At 44.7% G+C, this 25156-nt stretch carries 26 protein-coding genes and 1 other RNA gene; 17 read left to right on the top strand and 10 right to left on the bottom strand.

What is annotated here, in order from left to right; genetic code table 11:
* Positions 1-74: 74 nt before the first annotated feature.
* Positions 75-475, bottom strand: a transfer-messenger RNA (tmRNA) gene (gene ssrA / locus T500_RS16735).
* 155 nt (positions 476-630) lie between these two features.
* Between ssrA and T500_RS0113680 the strand changes: the two genes are divergently transcribed.
* Genes T500_RS0113680 through T500_RS0113645 form a run of 8 tightly spaced genes read left to right on the top strand, consistent with a single transcriptional unit; the run spans position 631 to position 8478 of the window.
* On the top strand, positions 631-1413 hold the full coding sequence (locus T500_RS0113680) for a polysaccharide biosynthesis/export family protein (RefSeq protein WP_028908578.1): 783 nt from the start codon (positions 631-633) through the stop codon (positions 1411-1413).
* Between the two features lie 10 nt (positions 1414-1423).
* Complete coding sequence (locus tag T500_RS0113675; protein WP_028908577.1) at positions 1424-2977, top strand: GumC family protein; 1554 nt, start codon at positions 1424-1426, stop codon at positions 2975-2977.
* Entirely contained in the window at positions 2977-4278 is a 1302-nt protein-coding gene (locus tag T500_RS0113670; RefSeq protein ID WP_028908576.1) for an oligosaccharide flippase family protein, read from the top strand. Before T500_RS0113675 ends, T500_RS0113670 begins: the two co-directional genes overlap by 1 nt.
* A complete protein-coding gene (locus T500_RS0113665; RefSeq protein ID WP_028908575.1) occupies positions 4265-5395 on the top strand; it encodes a hypothetical protein in 1131 nt (376 codons plus the stop codon). Before T500_RS0113670 ends, T500_RS0113665 begins: the two co-directional genes overlap by 14 nt.
* Positions 5361-6119 carry a glycosyltransferase family 2 protein gene (locus T500_RS16070; protein ID WP_051612083.1) on the top strand — a complete coding sequence of 253 codons (759 nt, stop codon included), beginning with the start codon at positions 5361-5363 and terminating at the stop codon, positions 6117-6119. Before T500_RS0113665 ends, T500_RS16070 begins: the two co-directional genes overlap by 35 nt.
* A complete protein-coding gene (locus T500_RS0113655; RefSeq protein WP_028908574.1) occupies positions 6116-6985 on the top strand; it encodes an alpha-1,2-fucosyltransferase in 870 nt (289 codons plus the stop codon). The genes T500_RS16070 and T500_RS0113655 overlap by 4 nt, the downstream gene beginning before the upstream one ends.
* Positions 6982-7797: a glycosyltransferase family 2 protein gene (locus T500_RS0113650; RefSeq protein WP_028908573.1), complete on the top strand. Its 816-nt coding sequence runs from the start codon at positions 6982-6984 to the stop codon at positions 7795-7797. Before T500_RS0113655 ends, T500_RS0113650 begins: the two co-directional genes overlap by 4 nt.
* 54 nt (positions 7798-7851) lie before the next feature.
* Entirely contained in the window at positions 7852-8478 is a 627-nt protein-coding gene (locus tag T500_RS0113645) for a sugar transferase (RefSeq protein ID WP_028908572.1), read from the top strand.
* On the opposite strand, the gene T500_RS0113640 is transcribed toward T500_RS0113645, so the two are convergent.
* Positions 8475-8870, bottom strand: coding sequence for a lipocalin-like domain-containing protein (locus tag T500_RS0113640; RefSeq protein WP_028908571.1), 396 nt, complete (start codon positions 8868-8870; stop codon positions 8475-8477). The two genes, T500_RS0113645 and T500_RS0113640, sit on opposite strands and share 4 nt — an antisense overlap.
* Before the next feature lie 12 nt (positions 8871-8882).
* Entirely contained in the window at positions 8883-10367 is a 1485-nt protein-coding gene (locus tag T500_RS0113635) for a capsule assembly Wzi family protein (RefSeq protein ID WP_036909197.1), read from the bottom strand.
* A 158-nt stretch (positions 10368-10525) separates the two neighbouring features.
* On the opposite strand from T500_RS0113635, the gene T500_RS17355 reads away from it, so the two are divergent.
* Entirely contained in the window at positions 10526-11365 is an 840-nt protein-coding gene (locus tag T500_RS17355) for a hypothetical protein (RefSeq protein WP_051612082.1), read from the top strand.
* A 2-nt stretch (positions 11366-11367) separates the two neighbouring features.
* Here the strand turns inward: T500_RS17355 and T500_RS0113625 are convergent, their stop codons facing one another.
* Positions 11368-11874, bottom strand: coding sequence for a histidine phosphatase family protein (locus tag T500_RS0113625; protein WP_028908569.1), 507 nt, complete (start codon positions 11872-11874; stop codon positions 11368-11370).
* A gap of 93 nt (positions 11875-11967) precedes the next feature.
* Between T500_RS0113625 and T500_RS0113620 the strand changes: the two genes are divergently transcribed.
* On the top strand, positions 11968-12615 hold the full coding sequence (locus tag T500_RS0113620) for an HdeD family acid-resistance protein (protein ID WP_028908568.1): 648 nt from the start codon (positions 11968-11970) through the stop codon (positions 12613-12615).
* Here the strand turns inward: T500_RS0113620 and udk are convergent.
* The 3 genes from udk to T500_RS0113605 are packed head-to-tail and all read right to left on the bottom strand — an operon-like array spanning position 12602 to position 14834.
* A complete protein-coding gene (gene udk, locus T500_RS0113615; protein ID WP_013065046.1) occupies positions 12602-13216 on the bottom strand; it encodes a uridine kinase in 615 nt (204 codons plus the stop codon). The two genes, T500_RS0113620 and udk, sit on opposite strands and share 14 nt — an antisense overlap.
* A complete protein-coding gene (locus T500_RS0113610; protein WP_036909191.1) occupies positions 13213-13791 on the bottom strand; it encodes a uracil-DNA glycosylase family protein in 579 nt (192 codons plus the stop codon). The genes udk and T500_RS0113610 overlap by 4 nt, the downstream gene beginning before the upstream one ends.
* Entirely contained in the window at positions 13791-14834 is a 1044-nt protein-coding gene (locus tag T500_RS0113605; protein WP_028908566.1) for an endonuclease/exonuclease/phosphatase family protein, read from the bottom strand. The genes T500_RS0113610 and T500_RS0113605 overlap by 1 nt, the downstream gene beginning before the upstream one ends.
* Before the next feature lie 150 nt (positions 14835-14984).
* Here T500_RS0113605 and T500_RS0113600 point away from each other — a divergent pair, with 150 nt between their 5' ends.
* The 4 genes from T500_RS0113600 (at position 14985) to T500_RS0113585 (ending at position 18852) form a co-directional block, all read left to right on the top strand.
* Entirely contained in the window at positions 14985-15239 is a 255-nt protein-coding gene (locus T500_RS0113600) for a type B 50S ribosomal protein L31 (protein WP_013064062.1), read from the top strand.
* Positions 15240-15343: 104 nt separating this feature from the next.
* The gene (locus tag T500_RS0113595; RefSeq protein ID WP_028908565.1) at positions 15344-15895 is read left to right on the top strand and encodes a glutathione peroxidase; all 552 of its coding nucleotides are present in this window, start codon (positions 15344-15346) and stop codon (positions 15893-15895) included.
* 29 nt (positions 15896-15924) lie between these two features.
* Entirely contained in the window at positions 15925-16857 is a 933-nt protein-coding gene (gene trxB / locus T500_RS0113590; protein ID WP_028908564.1) for a thioredoxin-disulfide reductase, read from the top strand.
* 396 nt (positions 16858-17253) lie between these two features.
* The gene (locus T500_RS0113585; protein WP_196243525.1) at positions 17254-18852 is read left to right on the top strand and encodes a response regulator; all 1599 of its coding nucleotides are present in this window, start codon (positions 17254-17256) and stop codon (positions 18850-18852) included.
* Here T500_RS0113585 and T500_RS16060 read toward each other — a convergent pair.
* Complete coding sequence (locus tag T500_RS16060; RefSeq protein WP_036909188.1) at positions 18779-20212, bottom strand: sodium:solute symporter; 1434 nt, start codon at positions 20210-20212, stop codon at positions 18779-18781. The genes T500_RS0113585 and T500_RS16060 overlap by 74 nt on opposite strands.
* 143 nt (positions 20213-20355) lie before the next feature.
* On the opposite strand from T500_RS16060, the gene T500_RS0113575 reads away from it, so the two are divergent.
* Positions 20356-21717 (top strand): TrpB-like pyridoxal phosphate-dependent enzyme, encoded by a 1362-nt coding sequence (locus T500_RS0113575; protein WP_013064193.1) that lies wholly within the window; start codon positions 20356-20358, stop codon positions 21715-21717.
* Positions 21718-21775: 58 nt separating this feature from the next.
* On the opposite strand, the gene T500_RS0113570 is transcribed toward T500_RS0113575, so the two are convergent.
* Together T500_RS0113570 and T500_RS0113560 are read right to left on the bottom strand one after the other, a co-directional pair.
* Positions 21776-22558 carry a hypothetical protein gene (locus T500_RS0113570; RefSeq protein WP_028908562.1) on the bottom strand — a complete coding sequence of 261 codons (783 nt, stop codon included), beginning with the start codon at positions 22556-22558 and terminating at the stop codon, positions 21776-21778.
* A 290-nt stretch (positions 22559-22848) separates the two neighbouring features.
* Positions 22849-23373, bottom strand: a complete 525-nt coding sequence (locus tag T500_RS0113560; RefSeq protein WP_028908561.1) for a hypothetical protein — start codon at positions 23371-23373, stop codon at positions 22849-22851.
* Positions 23374-23600: 227 nt separating this feature from the next.
* Here T500_RS0113560 and T500_RS0113555 point away from each other — a divergent pair, with 227 nt between their 5' ends.
* Together T500_RS0113555 and T500_RS0113550 are read left to right on the top strand one after the other, a co-directional pair.
* Positions 23601-23897 (top strand): type II toxin-antitoxin system HigB family toxin, encoded by a 297-nt coding sequence (locus T500_RS0113555; protein WP_028908560.1) that lies wholly within the window; start codon positions 23601-23603, stop codon positions 23895-23897.
* Positions 23898-23900: 3 nt separating this feature from the next.
* Complete coding sequence (locus tag T500_RS0113550; protein ID WP_028908559.1) at positions 23901-24266, top strand: type II toxin-antitoxin system HigA family antitoxin; 366 nt, start codon at positions 23901-23903, stop codon at positions 24264-24266.
* Positions 24267-25156: the final 890 nt, after the last annotated feature.

Below are 25156 nucleotides of genomic sequence, written 5' to 3'. Positions count from 1 at the left end.
GAGGGAGTCGTAATCGACGTAGTCGCTTCGCTTGCGAAGAACCCTCACGAGGGTGAGGCCCCTCTGGCGTAACATAGTGGAGCTGGAGGGAGTCGAACCCTCGTCCGCACAAGGAAACCATACGCTTTCTACACGCTTATCTTGGCCTTCATTTTCGAGCTGCGGCAAGACCCAAGCCACCAACCGCAACCTTATCTCCTAAAACTTCATCCGTGCATCGGAGCCTACACAAACTATTTCCGATTTAACCTGCGCCGTTTGATCTTTGGATTCGGAACAACATCCTCGGAGCGACGTCTCGTTCCTCTACCTTGTAAAGGAATAAAGCCGGTAATCTACTATACTTCGATTAGGCAGCGAGAGCATACTCATTGTTGCCAATTATAATTTCCTTGACTCAGATTATGGAGGGAACCAAAGAAGCCTCCGCGTGCTTACGTACCATTTCATCTCGCCGTCAAATCCAGTCAACCCCAAGACGTAAATGTCGTAATTTCGAACTGTTCGCTAACAAATTCGGCTGCAAAGATAGCACTTTTTCTGATACAAACAATGGTTTTATGCAAAATTTTAGTATTTTTGTAGCCGATTTCTATAATAACAAGGTGTAAAAAACGTTTTAAAATATATATGAAGACCCGTTTTTATATAGCCATTTGCGCGGCTATGGTGATGGCAAGCTGCTCAACGCCACGCAATTTCAACTATCTGCAAGACCTACAGAACGGTCAGCAGACAGATATCACCATCGACGGCACCATTAAACTGCAACCTAACGATCAGCTAACGGTGATTGTAAAGAGCAAGGATCCGCTGATGAGCAACCTGTTTAACAAGAGTCTGGCCACGCAGATTACCCAAGGTAACGCTGCAGGCAATCCCTATATTGCCCCCTATACAGTAAGTCCACAAGGCACTATCGATTTCCCTGTAATTGGCGAGATACATGTGGGTGGACTGACACGCTATGAGGCCGAGCAGACCATCAAGCGCGAACTGCAGAAGGAGCAACTGAAGGATGCCAACGTAACCGTAGAGCTGCAGAACATGACCTATACGGTAACGGGCGAAGTGAAGGAGCCTGGTGTTTACAAGATAGAGAAAGACCAGATGACGCTATTTGAAGCGCTGGGCAAGGCTGGCGACCTGTCGCAGTATGGTAAGCGCGACTCGGTGATGGTAATCAGAACCGAAAGCGGCAAACGCAAGACCTACATACTGAGCCTTACCGACGGACAGAAGCTGTTGAACTCTGAGGCCTTTAACATCCACCAGAACGACATTATCTACGTGAAAGCCAATAGCGTAAGAGCACGCCAGTCGACCGCCAATGGCAACGAAACACGTAATGCCTCGTTCTGGCTGTCGATCGTATCGGTACTCACCACCGTAGCTGTATTCCTGTTTAAATAATCAATCTGTTATGGACTTAAAATCATACATAAACGAATGTAAGAAACACTGGCGTTGGTTTGCAGCCACGCTTGCAACCACATTGATAGCAGCCATCTTGTTTCTGCTGATGTTTGCCCCACGATATGAACGTAGCGCCACTGTACTTATCAAGGACGAGAATGGTGGTGGCGGCTTGTTATCATCGATGTCATCCAATATGGGTATGCTGGCCGGACTGGCAGGCATCAACATCGCATCGAACGTAAGTAACGAGATGGAAATCATGTCGTCGCCTGCCCTACTGATGGAGGTCGTAAACCGTTTAGGTCTCGACACACGCTATGCCACTTACGACGGTTTGATGAAACGCGATCTTTGGGAGGAAACACTGCCAGTAAAACTCACCTTCCCCAAGCTGACAGATAAAGACGGCGCCTACCTGAAGATGGACCTGCGACAAGACGGCACCTTTACGCTTTACAAAATGCGCAAGAACAAGGATAAGCTGAGCGGCGAGGTAGAAGGCAAGATAAACACCGTATGCCAAACGCCTATCGGACCTGTTAGCGTAATTGCCACCAAATACTTTAAGAAGGTGATGGACGAGAAGGGCGAAATGACCATCCGCATTACCAAAGAAAAGAAATACGACCAGGTAGAGCGCTGCATGGAGCAGTTGGATATCGACCTGACCGATGATCAGACCAGTATTATCCACATAGGCTATCGCGACCAGATAGCCGAGCGTGCCGAACTGATTATCAACACACTGATAAATGTGTATCAGGAGGCCTGGATGAACGACAAAAAGAATACTGCCAACATCTCTACCCAGTTTATCAACGAGCGCATCAAGGACATTGAGCAGGAGTTGAGCGGACTGGACAAGGATATTGCCCAATTCAAAGGCAGCAACCTGATGCCCGATTACGAGGAGGCTGCCAAGATGTTTATGACCAATGCCAGCTTGACCTACGAACAGCAGGTAAAGGTAAACAACCAGTTGTATATGATGGAGCAGATGCGCAATCAGGTTAACCACACCGAAGGAACGAACCAGGTATTGCCAGCCAATCTGCTACCCGACAACGAGAATGTAGCCAAGCAGATTAACGAATACAACAAGCTGCAACTGCAACGCAACCAGATGGCAGAGAACAGTAGCGATAACAACCCGCTGGTAAAAGATCTGGATGTACAGCTTGGCAGCATGCGCAAGGCTATTGTAAACTCGTTGGATCATTGTGTGGCCCAGCTCCGTGCCAGTCAGAAGGCTGTGAATCGTGAGGATCAGAAGCTGAAGCAGCAGATATCAGCAGCCCCATCGGCTGTAACAAAAGTTCTACCAGCCGAGCGCCAGCATAAAATCATCGAGGCCCTTTACATCTACCTCTTAGAGAAGCGCGAGGAGAACAGTCTTACCCAGATTTACAACTCACAGAATCTGCGCATCGTATCGCCCCCTATGGGAAAAATCAAACCCGTATTCCCAAAGAAAGGCCGCACACTGGCTGCAGCATTCCTGCTAGGATTGTGCATACCAGCATGCATTATTTACATGAGGCAACGTAAAAAAGAATAATGCTGAATACTATACAGAAAGTGTCCCAACAAGTATTAACCAGCGACATAGGTAAACGTATTGCCTATGGCGCTTTTTGGTCGATGACTGGTACTGCCTTGGGAAAATTTCTGGTATTAGTGGCTGGCATTATTTGCGCTCGTATTCTTGGCAAAGAGATTTTTGGCGAATTCGGTATGGTCAGATCTACTGTAGGCATCTTTATTGTATTAGGTTCTGCAGGCATTGGCATTACCGCCACACGCTTCATCTCGTTATATAGAACAACAGACCAAGATCATTCGTATAGCATCTATCGTCTGTCGCTGCTTTTTGCGCTTTGTTCCGGCATCGTGCTCACAGTTTGCTTAATGCCGATGGCCAAAACCATTTCAGAAGTGGTACTTCATTCGCCACATCTTTCAGCAGCCATACAAATAGCAGCACTCATTTTGTTTGCATCAATTCTTAATGCTACATTGAATGGGGTACTTACAGGGCTGGAGGACTTTAAATCGATAGCCATCAATACATTTATTGGCAGTAGCATCGAATCGATACTGATGGTGCTTGGAGCATGGTATTATGGCTTACATGGTGCTATTATCGGCTTTGGACTGGGCATAGTAGCGCAGTATATAGCCAATCACATTGCTATTCGTAAAGACTTCAAGAAATACGGCATTACGTCAACAAGCCATATTGCAAGAAAAGACTATCGTCTTATTTATTCATACTGCATTCCTGCCACACTATCGGCCCTTACCGTAGCGCCTGCATTCTTTATAATCAGGGCTATGGTGGTTAGAGCAACTGGCTACGGCGAATTGGCCATCTTCGAAGCGGCCGATCAATGGAAAGTTATCATTCTGTTTATTCCAACAGCTGTTAGTCAGATAGTACTCCCTATCCTCTCGAGTACTACAGATGGTAAGAAATTCAGCAAGGCACTACTGGCCAATATAGCATTGATAGGTGTTGTATCGGTAGTTGTTGCTGTTATCATCAGTATACTTAGTCCATACATTATGCCATTATACGGAAGCAGTTTTGACAATCAAACGCCACTGATGCTATTAGCCGCATCAACAGTTTTTTCTTCTATTGCCAACGTCATTGAAATGGCCGTTTGCAGCAAAGAAAAAATGTGGCAGAACTTTGCATTGAATCTCGTATGGGCAACTATATTGATAGCTTGCGCACAAATAAATATTAGTAAAGGAGCCACAGGTTTAGCACTTGCCGTACTTGTTTCGTACGCCATCAAGTGTATACTATTCTCTCTGTATCTTAAATATATCAATCAGCATGAAAATAAGTAATCACATAGAATATGGTTTACTTGGAGTAAGTTTGGTATTACTCCAGTTTGCTGGTTACTCAGTGCTAACCTTGCCATTCTTGGCATTAACGGCAGTGCTGATGTTCTCTTTCAAATCACTACAGACGCAAGTAGAGGAAAGCGCTCCATTCTCACTATTCTTAGTTACAGCATTCATCGTAGGACTGGTGCACTTAATTTTCAGAGACACAACCGCCAAATCGCTGATGATGTGGGGCCAATTATATTTTCTCGCCATTATCCTAGCCTGTGCAAACAACAAACAAAAGGTTATTACCATCATCAAATACGTTATCTACGCTATTTTTATTGCGGATATCACCTCAAACATACTGCTTGCTGCTGGTTTTTCATTACCTTGGACTCACTTTCCGCCCATACGTCCAGGCGAAATATTACCCAGATTCCCAGGTGTAAAGAGTAGTTCTCTGTTTTCTGGCAGTATTTCTTTCTTAGCACTTTGCTGTATCATTCAAGAACATATCAAGCCAAAATGGTTTAAATATACTATTGAGTTCTTAATGTGCATAAACCTGCTTCTGGCAGGCTCATTCAGGTATTACATTATCCTTGCTGCAGTTATCGGATTATACGTATTAAAACTATACAGGAAGCCCAAATTACTGATTAGCTTCTATATCTGTTTTATTGTATTCGTTGTTCTGTTTACTTATCTCACCAAAGATATTAGTCAGAGTAACATGTTAAGGTGGAAATTATGGTTGCTCACAATCGATCATATCAGCGATAGTCCAATATGGGGCATCGGTTTCTTTTTCCAGAACCTGAGAGAACATACAATATTCACCTTCCACAACTTAGCTGTGGCAGGAGTTACCGAATCAACAATTCTACTATTTGCGTGGTGTTTTGGAATCCCCATCATGCTCGTATTCCTTTATGCCCTTTATAAAACCCTTAGACAATTCTCAAACTATAGCGAGTACAAATTATTTCTTGGATTATTCTTAGGATTAAGTTTGGATCTCTTCTGGGGAGGCAGCCTCGACAATTGCATGTCGCTCTCAATATTCCTCTTATGTATGTATCAAATCAATCACGATGGAAAAGTTCAGCATCATCATACCAACCTATAATCAGTTGCCTTTACTGAAACGGGCACTTGAGTCGGTTCTGCATCAACAAGGTGCAGACTATGAGGTGATTGTGACTGATGATTCGGACAACGAGGAGATTTCGACATATACCCAATCAATTGATAATCAGATAATTAAATACTTTCATCACAAATCAACTGGAAGAGCTGCCGACAATTGGAACTTCGGTTTGTCGAAGGCCGATGGACAGTATGTGATAGTGATGCACCACGACGAAGCAATGGCAAGCAGTAATCATTTAAACATGATGGCTCAGGCTTTGACTGATGCCGATGTGGCGATTGCCGACGTAGAGGTGATGAATAGCGGCAAGCAAAGTAGCAGATGGTTATCCCACCTTACCAAGAAGTTTTTTTGCAAGCATCCAGAATGGCTATTCCTCCAGAATGCCATCGGACCTACTGCCTGTATCGCATTCAAGCGCGATCAGCAACAGCCATTCAATCAGGATTTGAAATGGCTGGTTGACATTGAGTGGTACTATCGACTACTAAAAGGTAAGCGTGTATCAATCTGTAACACTTGCAAGGTACAATCTACCCACGGACATGCAGGACAAATTAGCCAGCAAATGAATATTATGCAGGCATTCAAGCAAGATAAAGCCATTATCTGCCAAACTCATGGAAACCATGTAGGCCTGATGCTATGGTTTTATGAGCACTTGATATTAGGAACCAAACGATTATTACGACGGATATGAGGATAGTAAAAGTGTTAGGCGGTCTGGGCAATCAGATGTTTCAGTTTGCTCTTTACAAGGCGTTGCAAAAGCAGCACCCTGAGGAGCGCGTGCTGTTAGACCTGCATTGCTTTAACGGCTATCACAAGCATCGCGGCTTTGAAATTGAGAGCGTGTTTGGCGCCACCTACGAAGAGGCCACTTTGAAAGAAGTAGCCCATCTGGCCTATCCCTACCCTAACTACCAATGCTGGCGAATAGGAAGCAGAATTCTTCCTGTACGCAAAACCTTGCTCAAGGAAGAGCCCAACTTTAGGTTAGAGCCATCAGCACTCAGCAGACCATATAGTACTTATTACGATGGCTACTGGCAGCACGAGGAATATTTCAAGCATATCCGCGAGGAAATACTCAGCACATATGCTGTCCCTGCATTCGACGACGAGCGCAATAAAACAACTGCACAGCTGGCTGCAAGCGCTAACAGCTGTAGCATACACATCAGACGTGGCGACTATCTGACCGACCCTTTACGTAAAGGCACTACCAATGGTAACTACGTGATTGCCGCCATCAAAAAAATGCAGCAGGAGGTTAAGCCCGAAAAATGGCTGGTGTTTTCTGACGACATCACTTGGTGCCAGCAGCATCTGGCCTCAACACTCGACGCCACAAGCACTATATATGTAGATTGGAACACTGGCACTAACAGCATTCACGATATGCATCTGATGGCACTCTGCAGGCATCATATTATCGCTAATTCATCCTTTTCGTGGTGGGGCGCATGGCTCAGTCAACAGGATGGCGTAACCATCGCACCAGCAAACTGGATGAGCTTAAAGAATGTATGTTCGCCAGTGCCTGATAATTGGATAAAAATATGAATAGGATATCTGTTCTCATATCAGTATATAGCAAGGAAAAGCCTGCGTATCTGCAGCAAAGCCTTGACAGCATCTTCGCCCAGACGATGCCGCCTGATGAGGTGGTGCTGGTAGAAGACGGACCACTGACAGAACCACTCTTGGCTGTGATAGAATCATTCACCCAACAGCCTCAGGAACTACACATCGTAAAACTACCCACGAATGTAGGCTTGGGCCTTGCACTGAACGAAGGATTAAAGCATTGCAAAAACAATCTGGTGGCACGTATGGACTCGGATGACATCATGAAACCTGAGCGTCTGGCTAAGCAAGCTGCCTATCTTGAGCAGCACCCTGAGACAGCTATCGTAGGTTCGTGGACTGAGGAATTCAGCGGTAGCATTCACGAATCGTGCACCATTCGTAAAGTGCCCGAGACTCACCAGCAACTGCTAGCTTTTAGCAAGCGCCGTAATCCTATGAACCACCCTACTGTGATGTTCCGCAAACAAGCTGTAGAAGCTGCCGGTAGCTATCGGCACTGTCTACTTTTTGAGGACTACGACCTTTGGGTAAGAATGATGCGCCAAGATGCACAATTCTACAACCTGCAAGAGTCGTTACTCTATTTCAGAGTATCGAACGACTTCTTTAAACGTCGTGGAGGCTGGGCATATATCCGTCAGGAAATCAGGTTCCAGCAGTCGTTACACGAAATGGGTCATATCAGCTATGCCACCATGGTACAGAACATCATGATGCGTACCCTATTAAGAATGATTCCCAACAAATGGCGCCAAAAAAGCTATCTTTTCTTGCTGCGGAAATAATAAATTGAGAGATTTTACGTTATATATTAAGATTAAGGAACTAAATATTATTGGATGGAGCAACACTACTCGTATATATATGATGGAATGAACGCCTTTGAGAAAGAAGTCAAACGATGGATTGATTTCTTTTTCGCAGGCATATGTCTGATTGTATTCTCACCGTTGTTTTTAGCTTGTTATATTGCTATCAAGCGCGACCACGATGGACCAGTGATTTTTAAGCAAGAACGTATAGGCCGATTCGGACGACCGTTTACTATCTATAAGTTTCGCAGCATGACGGTTAACGCCGAAGCCAAGGGGCCACAGCTGTGTAGTGAGCGCAAAGACAAGCGCCTTACTAAAACAGGAAAGTTTCTGCGTGAGCATCATCTCGACGAACTGCCTCAGTTGTGGAATATCTTCATTGGCGATATGGCCTTTATCGGTCCGCGTCCTGAACGAAAATTCTATATCGACCAGATTATCCAGCACGATCCACGCTACACCTATCTTTATCAGATACGTCCAGGCATCACATCGATGGCCACACTCTATAACGGCTACACCGATACGATGGAGAAAATGCTGAAACGATTAGAGATGGACCTCGACTATCTGAAGCATCGCTCATGGTGGCTTGATGGCAAGATTCTATGTCTTACCTTCCTCAAGATTGCATTTGGCAAGAAATTCTAAAACTTTCTGAACTCCAAATGTTTGGTGCCATTATCAAGCACCATTCTGCTACTGGTTAGTTCAGAAATATTAAATTCGACCGTGGTATTGCTAATGCCATAAGGTATGAGCATATCAGCATCCAGGAGGGCGACATCGTCGGAGTCACGATCCACTCTATAAGGATCCGATAACTTCAGCTTGTCACCTTCGCGAGTAAAACTCATCACGATATCCTGATGCACTTTATTCACATCACGCAGTTCCAGAATGTGTCCCTGAAAAGCCCATGTGATACCAGGCGAAGAAGTCATCTGCCAAAAGCCATCGAGATGTCCATTAGAAGAATCTTCTTTATCGCAACTGGTAAATAACAAGGTTAGACCTATTATAATATATAAGAAACGCTTCATCTTTTCGAACTGTTATTTTATTAAGCCTGTTTTTACGATAGACAGCTGGAAGCCGAAGTTGTCGCCTCGCAATTTGCCAAAGTCGGCAGCTACAGCACCTTTTATACTCCATCCATCCTTTAGCATGTAATCAGCCTCAGCCATACAACTAACATTCTCCAGAGGGCTGACTGGCAAGTAATAATACGAACCATAACTCTTTTGCCAAGAAGCCAGCACACGATAGTTCAACTGCTGGAGGGGTGAACCACAAAAACCTAAATGCCAAGCCACAAAGCGGTTATGTTCAACCTCAAGATGTCCATCGGTATTATACAGCGGAGACACGTAAAGCGGATTACCCATCACCTGTCCCCAATGCTGCCAACCAGTAAAGAGATGGTGATTATAGTAATTGTCGCGACCACTAATCTGGTAGCTTACATGACTGGTCTTATCATGATAAACCGGACCTGCCTGATACTTGGTGTACAGATACTCTACAACAATATTGTTGAGCCAGGCATTATCCTTCAGTTTCAGTTCGGCACCTAACAGCCAATCCTTAAAGTCGTACCAGAAGTACTTGTCGCCACTCTTGTTTACATGAAACATCATAGAGTTATCCTCGAAAAACTGGTCGGCATATACTGCCAGATTCCAGGTGGGCTGATCGTAACTAAAACGGGCTACCCACGAACCTAACTGATTACCCTCGGCATTCTTAAAATTGCCATCGGTAGCATCAGTTCCGCCTGGAATAAAAGCATTCTTAAAGGCTTTTAAACCGCCATCATTGTCATACACCTTTTCTACGCCATTCTCAAACAGATGCGAGGTACCACCAAACTGGCAGGCCATTTCTAAGCCAAACTCGGCAGTATAGTTGCCTGGACCAATCTTCAGATATCCAGCCTTACTATGATAGAGCGTACCCTCGGTATAACGGTTCTGGGGAGCCACAAAATCCTTTTGCCAACCATCGTCGGTGGTTTTGCCGTAAGCGATATGTCCTTTCAGCGCCAACCAGTTGTTTGTACCAGGGATAGTCCAGTATTCAGGCAGCGCCAAGCGTACCTGAGGCACAGGACGCGCATTGATACCCAAGGTTTGAGAACCAGAACTCAAGGCCTGGTTCTTCAGTTCCATCGGATATTCCTTGGCACCAACAGTTAGGGTACCCTTCAGCCAGCGACCTTCTACATAAGCCTGCTGAACCACCAACGTGCTGGTAAAACCGGCAGCCACAGCCACATCAGCCCCATAACCAATCCCCCACTTGCGTCCATTATCAGTACTGAGCTTTCGTTCTATCGCACCACGCACATAGCCATTAGCGGTTTTCAGCGAACTAAGTCCATACTTGTTGGCATTCAACCACAAGGGCGCATGATCGCCTGACGACAGAGTAGCCTGCATCTCAACCCGATACTGAACACTATCGGTAAGCGAACGCTGCTGAGCGCATATAGCCAAAGGGCTACACATTATTAATAATATAGACCAAATTTTCTTCATACTGGGGGCAAAGATACGAATTTTTTCTTTCTTAAAAATACTTTTAGGGAATTTCCTCTACCTTATTAGGGAAAATCCTTTGCGTATGAGCCCAAAATGTTGTTTCTTTGCACTGTGATTAACAAAACAGAATGTGAAACCATTTAAATGATACGATTATGAAGAAGATGTTTTTCGCACTGATGGTGATGCTGACCTCGACAATGGCAGCGAGTGCAATGAGCTACGAGCAGGCCCGCAACGAAGCCCTGTTCCTCACCGATAAGATGGCGTACGAGCTGAACCTCACTGACGAACAGTATGAGGCTGCATACGAGATAAACCTCGATTATCTGATGGGCGTAGCCGGACGCGATGATGTTTTTGGCACTTACTGGGAGCGTCGTAATCTCGATCTGAGCTATATCCTTTACGATTGGCAGTGGAATGCATACATTGCAGCCAGCTACTTCTACCGTCCACTCTATTGGGAGGCTGGTTACTGGCACTTTGGAATCTATCGCCGCTATCCGCATCGCGATTTTTTCTACTTCGGTCGTCCGCACTTCTATGCAACCTATCGTGGTGGACATGCCTGGCACATTCATGGCACTCATGGCTACTACTATGGACGCAGAGAGCACTTCCGTCCCACTCACAGAGAGCACTTCGGTATGCACGATCGCTGGAATCGTGGCGACTTCCGCAACCTTCGTCACAGTTCAACCCGTGTAACTGGTCGTCACGATAGTCATCGTTTCGATGGTCGCCACGACAATCCTCGTCGTATCGAAGGCCGTCATGACAACCGTCGCATCGAGAATCGTGATAATAACATGAATCGCCACCATAACGATATCAACCGCCACAACGACACCAATCGTAACAACGGTTCGTTCAGCGGTCATCGCGGTGGTAGCAACTCACACACCAGAAGTATTGGTGGCGGTACATCGCACGGAACATCACACGGAACTCGCAGCGCTGGTGGCGACAGCCGCATGGGAGGACGCCGATAAACTTACAACTCAAGGATGCGGACCTCAGCGTTCTGCATCCTTTGAATTTCATTCATTGGCTTTTGATAGTAATATGATTGTATAGCTTTGTTGATGATGCCATGGCCTACGGCCAACACCTTCTTTCCTGGGAATGTCTGCTTGACATACGCGATGAATTCGCCCGCCCTGGAAAGAAGGTTTTCTAATGTCTCAATGTCGTCAGGCCAAACCTCGCCTTTCAAATCAGGAATAAAGCGTCCGGTAAAGCTTCCCCAGTCGCGCTCACGAAGCAAAGGAGTTGTAAGCACCTCTAACTGATGTGGTTCGGCAATGATACTGGCAGTATCAATAGAGCGTTTCAAATCGCTGGCCAATATAATATCAATCTCCTTATTCTTCCACTGCTCACTGAACTCACGAGCCTGCTGAACACCATTTTCGTTCAACTCACCTTGGGTTTGTCCCTGCATAATCTGGTTGGCGTTATCTACCGTCTCGCCATGTCGTACTAAGTATAAAGTTGTCATCATCTATTAAATTTTGCTGCAAAATTACAGAATTATTTGCTGATTCCACCTTATTTTATTATTTTTGCAGCGTAAAACTTAGAATTATTAGATATGAAGATATTACAAAGTTCCATTTTCCGTGCCATTTGCGCCATAGCCATTGGTATCATGCTGATTAAGTATCCTGATAATACTGTAACTTGGATTACTGTTGCTATAGGTATATTATTCCTGCTGTCGGGCGTTATCTCGATGGTGGTATATTACAATGCCACCAAGCATGTTGCCGAATATAAGATTATGGACGAAAACGGGCAGGTGATAGCTGGCGACAGACCGACTTTCCCGCTTGTTGGTTTGGGTAGTATTATTCTTGGACTGATGCTGGCCATCACGCCAACCGTATTTATTACAGCCCTGATGTACATCATCGGTGCCATATTGGTTCTGGGTGCTATCAATCAGTATATGGCATTGGTAAGAGCACGCCGATTGGGCGGAATCGGCTTTGGTTATTGGATATTCCCATCATTCATTCTGCTCACAGGTCTTTATGTAATGATTAAACCCATGAGTCCTGCCAGCATTGCTATGACGATATTAGGTTGGTGCTCGCTGCTCTATGGAGTTACAGAAATCATCAACTCGCTGAAGATTCACTCTAACAAGCGTAGAGCAGAGAAAGCGCAGGAGATACCTGTAGCCGAGGAAGTGAAAGATGGCGATGAAAAAGTTACGGAAGTGACTACACTCCCGTAACGATTCCTTCGATATATGTCTTAAGGATGTGGATACCCGTGCGGTTATCTCCACCCCAGGGAACAATCAGGTCGGCAAACTTCTTTGTTGGCTCAATGAATTGTTCGTGCATGGGCTTCAACACCTTTTCGTAGCGATCCAGCACCATTTCTACTGTTCGTCCACGCTCTACCACATCGCGACGGATGTTACGAATCAGGCGAACATCACTATCTGTATCTACAAATATCTTCAAGTCCATCATATCACGTAGCTTCTTGTGATGCAACGCCATGATGCCCTCGATAATAATCACAGGCTTTGGCTCTACGTGAATGGTCTCCTTCTGACGGTTACTCTCGATATACGAATAGGTAGGCTGTTCAATAGCCTCGCCATTCTTCAACTTCTTGATATGCTCGGTGAGCAACTTCCAGTCGAAAGCATCTGGATGGTCGAAGTTGATAGCCTTACGCTCCTCGGGAGTCATACCCGTCGTATCGTTATAATACGAGTCGAGGGGAACAACTGCTGCACAATGAGGAGGCAGAGCCTTGGATATTCTCTTTACTACGGTAGTCTTACCCGAACCGGTACCGCCTGCAATTCCAATGATTGTCATAATCTTAAGTATTTAAATACGATGTTATAAAATTCTGCTTTACGCTCTGTTTTCATGGGGTAAGCCCTCGAACTGCTTGGCATGCGATAGAGTCGTAACACCCTGTCATCAAGTGTAAACTCCGCATATTCGCCAACTTTAGGGCCTTTAATACCATAATGGTTACAAAAAACGTCGGTGGCCAACTGGCCTGCTGTTATCACAGCCTCGCAGCAAGGCAAACTTCTAAGCATGGCATCAAGATCGGTCTCTTCTACAATCTCCAAATCCTTATCCGAAGCATTATCCTTTGTTCTGCGAATACGGGTGGCCGTATCATACATGGCAATTCCTTTTTCATTCAGGAAAGGGATAATCCGTTCCAAATCAAAGCGTTTCTCCTGCTCCAAAACAAAATGCTGCTTGTTATCAAAGAAACAGATGCCAAAGATACGCCACATATCGTTGATGAAGTTGGGGTAATAGAAACGCATGCACCATCGCTTTTCAGCAGGAGGGAAAGTGCCGAGCATCAATAGCTTAGCATGCCCAGGCAGAAAAGGCTCGAAGGGATGTGATTCTATTATTTCGCTCATCAGTTCTTCTTCAAATAAACCAAAGTGGGTAAGTGATCGCTATAGCCGTTCAGCCATTTGCCTCCAGCGGTGGTACGCAATGTATTGCCACGATACTCGCCTTCCTGCTGAATCAGGTAATCACGACGGAACACCTGATAATCAAAGAGTTTCAGTGTAGAGTAATCCTCCTTACCTGCTTTATTAAGCAGATTCGACGAGAGGATAATCTGATCGAAGAGATTCCATGAGCCCTGGAACTGAAGTGTGCCCTGACCCGAGGCCAGCATATTCCACCAAGGATTATAAAGTCCTCCCTCCTCTACTTCACTAATTTCGCGTCTTGCACCCAGGCATTTAGCCATCGATGCATCGTCGGGATCATCGTTCATATCACCCATGATAAACAGCTTTACCTTGGGATCATCCTTCTGCAACGAGTCTTTTACTACACGTAACTGTGAGCCACCATCCTCACGAGCATACGAAGGTGCACCACGTGAAGGCAGATGGTTAACGATAATAGTAACATGCTCTTTGACAAGCGTACCACTAACTACCAGGAAGCCACGAGTAGCGCGACCGGCATCCTCTGGTCTATTATATATATAAGGTACAAGCTTTACATTATTAACCTTAAAAAGCTGGGGATTGTAAAGCAAAGCACAATCAATACCACGCTGATCGGGACCTTCGATATGTACAAACTTAAAGTTGCGAGCCTTCAAAGCTGGCTGATTGCAAAGATCAGTCAGACATTTAGCATTCTCAACCTCTGCCACACCAATAGCAGCACAACCAACCTCAGGCAACTTATCGGTACCCATGTCGGCCAGCACGCGAGCCATGTTATGCAGCTTGCACTTATATTTCTCGGCATCCCACTTAAACGAACCTTCAGGCAGGAACTCATAATCGTTCTTACCTTCGTCGTGAGTGGTATCAAAAAGATTCTCAAGATTATAAAAACCAATGCCATACACTTGCTGCTCCTTTTTATTCTTGGCTTGGCATCCCACCAAAACAAGGAGTAATAAAAACGTTAAAAACTGAAATTTACGCATATTAGTACTGTTTATGCTTGCAAAAATAGCACAAAAAAATGAGTAAACAAAGAAAAAAACACAAAAAGTTTGTAAATTCGAAAAAATCTTCGTAACTTTGCACCCGCTTTATGCGAAAATAGTATTTTAACATTAATATTTAAACTCAAAATGAAAAAAGGTATTCATCCAGAAAACTATCGCCCCGTCGTATTCAAGGATATGTCCAACGGCGATATGTTCCTTACGAAGTCTACTGCAAAGACAAATGACACTGTAGAGTTCGAAGGCGAAACTTACCCAGTGGTAAAAGTCGAAATTTCAAGCACCTCTCACCCATTCTACACAGGTAAGAGCAAGCTCGTTGACACAGCAGGACGTGTTGATAAGTTCATGAGCCGCTACGGTAAGGCTGCGAAGAAGTAAGATAAAACCGCAAAGAACATTAAAAGATGCGTCCATGGTAGTTGCATATGCCAAGGCCGCATCTTTTTTTTATTATAACAACCCGAATATTATTACAACACGATATGAAAACAGTTTATGACTTCACTGTCAAGGACAGAAAAGGAAAGGACGTATCTCTGAAAGAATACGCCAACGAGGTGCTGCTGATTGTAAACACAGCAACTAAGTGTGGATTCACTCCACAATACGATGAACTGGAGAAACTCTATGAGCAGTATCATAGTCAGGGTTTCGAGATTCTCGACTTCCCCTGCAACCAGTTCGGACAGCAGGCACCTGGTACCGATGAGAGTATCCACGAGTTCTGCAAGCTGAACTTTGGTACTGAGTTTCCACGCTTTAAGAAGATTAAGGTAAATGGCGACGACGCCGATCCTCTGTACAAGTTCCTGCAGGAGCAGAAGGGCTTTGCCGGTTGGGATATGAGCCACAAGATTGCCCCTATCCTCGACGACATGCTCTCAAAAGAGGATCCTGACTATAAGCAGAAGGCTGATATTAAGTGGAATTTCACTAAGTTCCTGATTAACAAGAAGGGACAGGTTGTTGCTCGTTTTGAGCCCACTGAGAATATCGAGAATATTGCCAAGCAGATTGAAGAGCTGCTTAAGTAATAGCCAACATATAAATAAACAGATATCATATGGAACATACTAAGTGTTTAATTATCGGTAGTGGCCCTGCAGGTTATACTGCAGCCATTTACGCCTCGCGTGCCAACTTGAGTCCTATCGAGTACAGCGGCATGCAACCTGGCGGACAGCTCACTCAGACCACTGAGGTTGAGAATTTCCCTGGCTATCCTCAGGGTGTTGATGGCAACCAGATGATGATGGACCTGCTGGAGCAGGCTCAGCGTTTTGGTACAGATATCCGTAACGGCGTGATTGTGAAGGTCGACTTCTCAAAGGCTCCCTACGTTTGCACAGCCGACGACGGCACAGAGATCGAGGCCGACACCGTGATTATCGCTACAGGCGCCTCAGCCAAGTACTTAGGTCTCGACGATGAGCGCAAGTATAACGGACTGGGCGTATCAGCCTGCGCTACCTGCGACGGATTCTTCTATCGCAAGAAGACAGTTGCCGTAGTTGGTGGTGGCGATACAGCTTGCGAGGATGCCCTTTACCTGGCAGGATTGGCCAAGAAGGTGTATCTGATTGTACGCAAGCCATTCCTCCGCGCCTCGCAGGTGATGCAGCAGCGTGTGAAGGAGAACGAGAACATCGAGATTCTGTTCGAGCATAACACCCTTGGGCTTTATGGCGAGAATGGTGTTGAAGGTGCCCATCTGGTTAAGCGTAAGGGCGAAGCCGATGAGGAATTGGTTGACATTGCTATCGACGGCTTCTTCCTGGCTATTGGACATAAGCCCAATACCGACATCTTTAAGGAGTGGCTGGATATGGACGAAACAGGTTATCTGAAGAAGATTGACGGAACACCTAAGACAAAGGTTCCTGGTGTTTTCGTAGCAGGCGACTGCGCCGACCCTGTATATCGTCAGGCCATCTCTGCTGCAGGTTCAGGTTGCCAGGCGGCTATCGAGGCTGAGAGATTCTTGTTGAATAAGTAATATAAATGAGAAAAGGCTCGTCTCACGACGAACCTTTTCCCCAAAAAAATTACTTAAAAAACTAAATTAATCAACCATAAACCTTAACCATTAAAATCTTTTTCTGATGCAAAGATATGGCAAGTTTTTGAAATGGATGTTTAATTTAAGTTTTTTGTTGTTGAAAATGCGTGAACTAACGCAAAATGAACACAAAATCACTAATTTTGTACATTTTAACGCTTAAAACGGCAAATTTTATCGAAAAAAGTTGATTGATATCGAAAAAATAACTATTTTTGCACTACCAATAATTATAAAAGTATGGACAACCGTTTACTATTAGCCCTCATCATAATGGTAATTCTGACCATTATTCTCCTCGTAGGAAGACGTTTATTCCTGCGAAACCAAAAGGTGCAAAGAAGATTACGACTCAGCGCCATATTTACAAATATTACGCACGAGCTTCTAACTCCCCTATCAGTCATCTCGGCCTCTGTCGACAAATTGCGCGACACCGAACCGCAGTACAGCCATGAATACGACTTGATGCAATTCAACATTCAGCGCATGGTGAGACTGTTACAGCAGATTCTGGAAACCAGCAAATCTGATGCGGGCCAGCTACGGTTGCTGGTTGCTCAGGGCGATGTAATGAAGTATATACGCCAAACCGCCGAATGCTTGGAGCCACTTATTGGCAAGAAAGACATGAAGTTCAGTATCAACTGTCAGCCAGAAAGCATGATGGGCTGGATTGATACCGACAAGTTGGACAAGATTATCTATAACCTATTATCTAATGCAGCCAAATATGGCAAAGAAGGTGGCATCGTGTCGATCAGCGCCATCACCAACGATAAATACGACGAGGTAGAAATCAAGGTGAGCGACGATGGCGATGGTATCTCTGCCAAACAGATGAAACACCTGTTTAAACGCTTTCATGATGGCGATTACCGACAGCATCAGACAAATGGAACTGGGTTAGGTCTGTCGTTAACGCAGGATCTGGTTTATCTGAACAGAGGAACCATCACCTGCCACAGCGAAGAGGGAAAGGGCACAGAGTTTATCGTCAGACTCCCTATCAAGAAAGAAGCCTTTGCACCTGATCAGATTGACGAAAAGCATAAGATTGATTTCAATATTCCTAAGAACACCATCGTAGATATCAATACCATCGTACCAGATGTGAATGCAGATCCAGAAGATCCTATTGAGGATGGCTATAAATTATTGGTAGTAGAGGACAATCTGGAATTACTGATGCTGATGCAGCAACTGCTAAAGACCACCTATCATGTATATATAGCCCGCAATGGTGTCGAGGCTATGAAAGTGATACATGAAAAAGAGCTCGACCTGATTATATCGGATGTGATGATGCCCGAGATGGATGGTATCGAACTAACCAAAGCCGTAAAAGCCGACCCTAACTATAATCACCTGCCCATCATCCTGCTGACTGCCAAGACACAGGAGGAAGACGAGAAGGAAGCATTACAAAGCGGAGCCGACGAATATCTGAGAAAGCCATTCCGCTTAGGCGATCTGAAACTGCGCATCGATAACATCATCGAGAATCGTAAGCGCATGCAAACAGAATATAGTCAGCTCAGCGCCGAGGAAGAAGCTAAGCACATTGCCAAAGCCCCAAGTCCCGACGAAGCTTTTGTTAATCAGGTTCTGGCAAACATCCATAAACACATCGACGACGAATCTTATGATCGCGATGCATTAGCTGCCGACATGGGCACCAGTGCTTCTACCTTATATAATAAGTTACGCTCTATCACTGGCATGAATGTATCGGCTTTTATTCGCGATGTAAGAATGAAAGAAGCCCGACGACTGGGCATGGAGAATCCCAACCTGCGTGTCAGCGATTTGGCTTATAGCGTTGGATTCCATGATCCACGCTACTTTGCTACTTGCTTTAAGAAACAGTTTGGCATTCAGCCGAAGGAGTTCTTGGAGAGTTTGCTGAACTCAAAACAAAAAGGGCCATGAAGGTAAGCGCACCATTCATCATCAGCAACTCATAACCGAACCGATAACCAGCCACATGCCAGGTTATCGCATCAATAGCATAGCATAGCAAAGGCGATGCGATGCAGATATATGGCACAAACCGATCGCGTGGCATACGTTTGGTAAGCATGCCAAAGGCAAAGAGACCCAACAGCGGACCGTATGTATAGCCGCAAATCGTATAGATGGCATCAATTACACTTGTAGAGTTCAGCAGTCTGAACAACAGTATCATCACCACAAACAAGATGCTGATACCCAGATGAGCACGCTTACGTAACTGCTCATCGCCTGCCCTACCCCTGATATCTACGCAATAACTGGTGGTTAGCGATGTCAAAGCCGAATCGGCACTCGAGAACGAGGCAGCCACAATACCTATCGTAAAAGGAATCAGTACCGACAATCCGCTACGCTGAACAAATCCAGGCAGCAAAGTATCTGATACGCCCGTTTCGCCCAGCATCACCAGCAGAACACCCAACGACAAGAACAGCAGATTAGCAGGCACAAAAGCCACACCATAGGTACACATATCCTTCTGAGCCTCTTTCAGCGTTTTACATGTCAGGTTCTTCTGCATCATGTCCTGATCAAGTCCGGTCATCACAATCACAATAAACACACCGCTCAGGAATTGCTTCCAGAAGTTCTGCTTCGAAACCCAATCGTCCATCACAAACATTCTGCTATGTTCATCGGCAGCTATCGCACTAACAGCCTCAGGTATCGTCAATCCCAGTTCGCCCACCACCTTATATATAATAAGGAGAAGGGCCGAGAACAGACAGATGGTTTGGAAAGTATCGGTCCACACCAGTGTTTTGATACCTCCACCCCTTGTATAAAGCCAGATAAGGGCCACCATCGCCGATACGGTTACCACAAACGGGATACCCATCTCATCGAACACAAACTGTTGCAAAATCATACAAACCACATAGAAACGCACCACAGCACCCGTCATCTTCGACAACAGGAAAAACGAGGCACCTGTTTTATAGGCACGCGGACCTAATCGCTTTCCCAGATAGGAATAAATGGTTGTGAGATTCAAGCGATAGTAGAGCGGAAGCAGGATGAATGCCACCGCAAAATAGCCCAGAATAAAGCCCAGACAGGTTTGCATATAAGTCATATCAATCTGGGTTACCATACCAGGCACCGATACAAAGGTTACACCAGATATCGACGCACCAACCATACCAAAAGCCACCATATACCATGGCGACTGACGATTACCGCGAAAGAAGGTATCGTTAGTGGCGCGACGTGCAGTCAGTCGGCTGATAGCAAACAAAACTGCAAAATAGCCTAATATTATTGCAATCATCCACATAATCGTGTGCAAAGGTACACTTTTTTTCAAAATTATCAATTATCAATTCTCAATTTTAAATTAATTGTGTTATCTTTGCACTCGGTGATCGGCTTTGCCGCTTGCCTTAAGCAAGAATTCCAAATTCTAAAACGTATTATATTATGTCTAAACAAAAAAAATTCATCCTCCAAGAGAGTGAGATTCCCACACAGTGGTACAACATTCAGGCTGACATGCCAACCAAACCAATGCCTCCCATCCATCCTGCCACCAAGCAGCCTCTGGGTGTAGACGATCTGGCACACATCTTCCCTCGTGAGTGCTGTGTACAGGAGCTTGATACTGAGCATCGCTGGATTGATATTCCAGAAGAGGTGCTCGAGAAGTACAAGTTCTATCGTTCAACTCCATTGGTTCGTGCCTATGCGCTCGAGGAGGCTTTGGGAACACCTGCCCATATCTACTTTAAAAACGAGAGTACCAACCCATTGGGTTCACATAAAATCAACTCTGCCATTCCTCAGTGCTATTATGCCAAGCAGGAAGGCACCACTAACGTAACCACCGAAACCGGTGCCGGACAGTGGGGAGCCGCCCTTTCATACGCTGCCAAGATCTATGGTCTCGACTGCGCTGTTTATCAGGTAAAGATTACCATGCAGCAGAAGCCATACCGCTCAAGCATTATGCGTACCTTTGGTGCTGTGGTCGAGGGTTCACCTTCGATGTCAACCCGCGCCGGTAAAGACATCCTGACTAAGGATCCTACCCATTCAGGTTCATTAGGTACAGCTATCTCTGAGGCTGTTGAGCTGGCTACTACCACTCCTAACTGTAAGTACACCTTAGGTTCGGTATTAAACCACGTAGGTTTGCATCAGACCATCATCGGTCTTGAGGCCGAGAAGCAGATGGAGATGGCTGGCGAGTATCCTGATATCGTAATTGCTTGCTTTGGTGGTGGTTCTAACTTCGGTGGTATCGCCTTCCCATTCATGCGCCACAACCTGTGCGATGGCAAGAAGACCGAGTTTATTGCTGCCGAGCCCGACAGCTGTCCTAAGCTCACACGTGGTCAGTTCCGCTACGACTTTGGCGACGAGGCTGGCTACACCCCATTGCTGCCCATGTTCACATTGGGTCACAACTTCAAGCCAAGCAATATCCACGCTGGTGGTCTGCGCTATCATGGTGCTGGTATGATTGTAAGTCAGTTGCTGAAGGATGGACTGATGCGTGGTGTAGACATTCCACAGCTTGAGACCTTCGAGGCCGGTATGCTGTTTGCCCGTACCGAGGGTATCATCCCTGCCCCAGAGAGCTGTCACGCTATCGCCGCTACTATCCGCGAAGCCAAGAAGTGCAAGGAGACTGGCGAGGAGAAGGTTATCCTCTTCAACCTCTCAGGTCACGGACTTATCGATATGCCAAGCTACGACTCATTCATCAAGGGCGACCTGCAGAACTACACTGTTACTGACGAGATGATTGCCGCTAACCTGGCCGAACTGGATAAGCAGTAATCTTATTTTATCTGAAATAGTAATCCCCACTCGTTTGAGTGGGGATTATTGTTTTCGCTTAGAATATGCGACCAGTAATCGTAAGTTTCAGCACTGGATAAACGGTCCATTTATCAATAATCTTCGATAAGTCATCATCGCTATCGTTCAATTCGTTTATCTTAACCTCCTTATTGTCCTGATATACTTTAAGCTTTCCCATAAACTGGCAGCCAGCCTCGAAACGGAAACCTACGCGATGCTTGGGTACCAGACGTCCCACACCTAGTCCAACATACGGACGGAAATTCTTTACGCGGATATCGCCGTTGATATCACCATTCTCGTCGAACTTTACATTATATTTGTCAAGTTCGGCAGAGATGCTATTCAGAATCACGTCTTTAAATGCAGGATAATCTTCGATAATACCCTGTATAGCATCGCTATGACCATTCAGTTTACCAAGCTTCTCGCCACCAAACGAGAAACCACCTGCCACAAAGAAAGTAGAATTGCCTCCGAATGGATAGATGTTCAGCTTCACATCCATCGTTGTGCGCTTCAGGTTTCCTGTAATTTTTACCTTGTCTTTACTGGGTACATAAACTGGTATGTCGGGAGATATGTTATAATCTACGTTAACATCACCTTTAATCTTGACGCCTGGCATAAAGTTCACACCAGCACTCAGCTCCAGATAGTCGGTGATAGGTGCAGCTACACCCACGCCGATACCCTCGGTGCTTGCCGATACATTCAAACCTACGTGGTTAAAAACCCCACGCTCATAATACTCTTGTGCCGATGCAGTAGTTATTCCCATCAACAACGCAAAACTTGCAATCAGTAGTTTTTTCATATTCGTAAGTGTTTGATATTAGTAATAACACATCCTTATCGATTGCAAAGATAGAGACTTTTTTCGAAAAAAGCAAATTATTCCCCCAAAAGTTCAAAAGCAGCTACCCAAGAGCCCCCAACCAAATATTTTCGTTCTACCTGATAATCAGGGTTCTGCAAACGTAAGAGGCACTGTATATCTAACTCTTACAGGCTTTACCACCTGTGCCTTTGCTCCCACCATCATCATAGCGAGAGCAGCTGTAATAATTAGTTTATTCATACAATATGTTTTAAAAAATCTAGCTTTTATTTCTTCAAATGACTATTCAGCTCGTTTAGCAACTCATCCTCCGCGATTTCCAGATGGTCGGTACGGATGGTATTTGCATAATGTGTAAACTGCCATACATACCACTTAGGCTTGCGCCAGCTCTCCTTAAAATCGAGGTAAATGCTGCAATACTTACTGCTATGATTAAGCTTAAAGCTTCTGATTTCGTCCCAACGATAGCACTTATACTCGTCTGTTGACGAATAAAACTTCAGCTCATCATCGCCGATGATTACCGCTGGCCTCCTGGCTATACACAAATCAATGTAGCGACTATAACGGGCCCATAAATTGAAAGGCGCCAAAATCAGAATAATCAACCCCATAAATTCAAACCCGACAACAAGTGCGATGTGCGCCCACTCCGACTCAAAAGCGCTATTCTTGGCCGTAGGCAATAGAATCATCATAAGCAATGTACACACCAACACAACCATAAAAAACGCCGCATCGATCACAGCGACGAACAGATGTTTCTTTTCGTAGATTTCTTTAGTCATCCTTTGTAAAAATCAGTTTCTTTAAGCGCTGCAAAGATAGCACATTCCCCTCACCCCACCAAATATTTTAAGATTTGTTCATCATTTGTTCATCTTGAATGCGCTTGGTTATCCAAGCTGTCATTTGTCACGATTGCCATGATTATTATTTTTTAAAATTAAGATTTTCCGAAAAATATTTGGTTAAACCAAATTTTATTTTTAACTTTGCCCGCAAAAAGAAAATAATGCGTGTAATATCATTTGCCATGATACGAGAGTTTATAGCCAAACATGCTGATGCAGATGTGGCTCTCCGTGATTGGTACAAAAGAACTTGTAAGGCAGAATGGACGTGCTTGGCTGACATCAAGAAAACGTTCAATACCGTTGACTATGTTGGCAACGACAGATATGTGTTCGATATTAAGGGCAATAACTATCGTATAGTAGCCATCGTTATCTTTATACACAAAAAGGTATATATACGATTTGTTGGCACGCATGAGGAATATGACAAAATAAAGGATATTAAAAACATATAAGCTATGACACAGATTAAAAACGAAATGCAGTACAAAGCAGCTTGTGATAGAATAAACGAGTTGTTGAAGATTGTTGGCAACGACACCCCTGCTGACGATAAAAACATGTTGGAACTGGATTTGATTTCTGACCTCGTAGCAGATTATGAGGAGGAACATTATCCTATTGAAGCCCCCACGCTAATAGAAACCATAAAACTGCGTCTCTACGAAATGGGGATTACTCAGACCAAACTTGCAGAAATGCTCGGACTGAGCACCGCTCGCGTAAGCGAAATTATGACAGGAAAGAGTGAACCCTCTCTTAAAATCGGGCGCGAAATAAGCAAAAAGCTTAACATCGACCCCGCTATTGTTTTAGGCGTATAACCCTAAATAATTGCTACTATTAATGCTAGCAATTGTTACTATTAATAGTAGCAACTGCTAGCATTAATAGTGCTCAATAGGCGATTTTGAATAGTTTTTACAAGCAGTAAGCAATCTGGGAGATTGCAGTAATCTTTCAGGGAGATTAAAGTAAGCAATCTGCCTGCGAGGTTACGGCTCGTTTTTTACGCGCAGGTTAGGGAAATTTTTCTCCCTAGTTAGGGAAATAATTTTTCTGTATTTGAGCGCTGGTACGCACAGCAACACGCAAGATTACTACCACGTACAAGCGGCGGCCACGCACGATACACACACAATGAAAAAACTATACATTTAAGTCACATAAACAATACATCTGCTACATCAAACGTTGCAGCGTTGCCGTTGCAACGTTGCAATAAGGACTATCCTACCCCCTACACAGGATGGATATCCGATATATATTACCGGATTATGATAAATAGAAATAATTTATAATAGTTATTATACTCCTTCATGCAACGTTGCAACGGCAACATTGCAACACCTGCTCACAACAATGTCTTTTCCTGATTTTGGTTGACAGTTTATTGCTTTTTTCCTGATATAGTTGACAGTCGCTTTACTGAATAAGTTGACTCTTTACTGGAATCGTTGACACCTTTACTGAAAAGGTTGTCTTTTTCCTGAAAGAGTTGACAACTATGAAAAACACTGCGGTGGTTTGCCATGCGGCTGGAGGCGCAAAGCCTCCAAAGAGTGTCCTTCGACATTCCGCTTGCAAAGTTAGGGATTATTCTGCAAACTCTGTTCATTCTTGCGATAAATTTTATTCTTCCACATCTTTTTTTGTTCACCAGACTGCTCGTGAGCTGTATTTGGAGTCTGCATACCGATGCTGTAGTGAGGGC

The sequence above is a fragment of the Xylanibacter ruminicola Ga6B6 genome (assembly GCF_000687715.1).
Lineage (GTDB): Bacteria > Bacteroidota > Bacteroidia > Bacteroidales > Bacteroidaceae > Prevotella > Prevotella ruminicola_B.
This window is presented reverse-complemented; position numbering and strand designations above follow the sequence as displayed.

Excerpts from the sequence above, each read along its gene's own strand:
- T500_RS16070 (WP_051612083.1), top strand. The coding sequence starts at position 5,361 with ATGGAAAAGTTCAGCATCATCATACCAACCTATAATCAGTTGCCTTTA.
- T500_RS0113575 (WP_013064193.1), top strand. The coding sequence starts at position 20,356 with ATGTCTAAACAAAAAAAATTCATCCTCCAAGAGAGTGAGATTCCCACA.
- T500_RS0113635 (WP_036909197.1), bottom strand. The coding sequence starts at position 10,367 with ATGAAGAAAATTTGGTCTATATTATTAATAATGTGTAGCCCTTTGGCT.
- T500_RS16060 (WP_036909188.1), bottom strand. The coding sequence starts at position 20,212 with ATGTGGATGATTGCAATAATATTAGGCTATTTTGCAGTTTTGTTTGCT.
- T500_RS0113655 (WP_028908574.1), top strand. The coding sequence starts at position 6,116 with ATGAGGATAGTAAAAGTGTTAGGCGGTCTGGGCAATCAGATGTTTCAG.
- T500_RS0113625 (WP_028908569.1), bottom strand. The coding sequence starts at position 11,874 with ATGACAACTTTATACTTAGTACGACATGGCGAGACGGTAGATAACGCC.
- T500_RS0113650 (WP_028908573.1), top strand. The coding sequence starts at position 6,982 with ATGAATAGGATATCTGTTCTCATATCAGTATATAGCAAGGAAAAGCCT.
- T500_RS0113675 (WP_028908577.1), top strand. The coding sequence starts at position 1,424 with ATGGACTTAAAATCATACATAAACGAATGTAAGAAACACTGGCGTTGG.
- T500_RS0113570 (WP_028908562.1), bottom strand. The coding sequence starts at position 22,558 with ATGAAAAAACTACTGATTGCAAGTTTTGCGTTGTTGATGGGAATAACT.
- T500_RS0113610 (WP_036909191.1), bottom strand. The coding sequence starts at position 13,791 with ATGAGCGAAATAATAGAATCACATCCCTTCGAGCCTTTTCTGCCTGGG.
- trxB (WP_028908564.1), top strand. The coding sequence starts at position 15,925 with ATGGAACATACTAAGTGTTTAATTATCGGTAGTGGCCCTGCAGGTTAT.
- T500_RS0113680 (WP_028908578.1), top strand. The coding sequence starts at position 631 with ATGAAGACCCGTTTTTATATAGCCATTTGCGCGGCTATGGTGATGGCA.
- udk (WP_013065046.1), bottom strand. The coding sequence starts at position 13,216 with ATGACAATCATTGGAATTGCAGGCGGTACCGGTTCGGGTAAGACTACC.
- T500_RS17355 (WP_051612082.1), top strand. The coding sequence starts at position 10,526 with ATGAAGAAGATGTTTTTCGCACTGATGGTGATGCTGACCTCGACAATG.
- T500_RS0113645 (WP_028908572.1), top strand. The coding sequence starts at position 7,852 with ATGGAGCAACACTACTCGTATATATATGATGGAATGAACGCCTTTGAG.
- T500_RS0113665 (WP_028908575.1), top strand. The coding sequence starts at position 4,265 with ATGAAAATAAGTAATCACATAGAATATGGTTTACTTGGAGTAAGTTTG.
- T500_RS0113550 (WP_028908559.1), top strand. The coding sequence starts at position 23,901 with ATGACACAGATTAAAAACGAAATGCAGTACAAAGCAGCTTGTGATAGA.
- T500_RS0113595 (WP_028908565.1), top strand. The coding sequence starts at position 15,344 with ATGAAAACAGTTTATGACTTCACTGTCAAGGACAGAAAAGGAAAGGAC.
- T500_RS0113670 (WP_028908576.1), top strand. The coding sequence starts at position 2,977 with ATGCTGAATACTATACAGAAAGTGTCCCAACAAGTATTAACCAGCGAC.
- T500_RS0113605 (WP_028908566.1), bottom strand. The coding sequence starts at position 14,834 with ATGCGTAAATTTCAGTTTTTAACGTTTTTATTACTCCTTGTTTTGGTG.
- T500_RS0113620 (WP_028908568.1), top strand. The coding sequence starts at position 11,968 with ATGAAGATATTACAAAGTTCCATTTTCCGTGCCATTTGCGCCATAGCC.
- T500_RS0113555 (WP_028908560.1), top strand. The coding sequence starts at position 23,601 with ATGCGTGTAATATCATTTGCCATGATACGAGAGTTTATAGCCAAACAT.
- T500_RS0113560 (WP_028908561.1), bottom strand. The coding sequence starts at position 23,373 with ATGACTAAAGAAATCTACGAAAAGAAACATCTGTTCGTCGCTGTGATC.
- T500_RS0113600 (WP_013064062.1), top strand. The coding sequence starts at position 14,985 with ATGAAAAAAGGTATTCATCCAGAAAACTATCGCCCCGTCGTATTCAAG.
- T500_RS0113640 (WP_028908571.1), bottom strand. The coding sequence starts at position 8,870 with ATGAAGCGTTTCTTATATATTATAATAGGTCTAACCTTGTTATTTACC.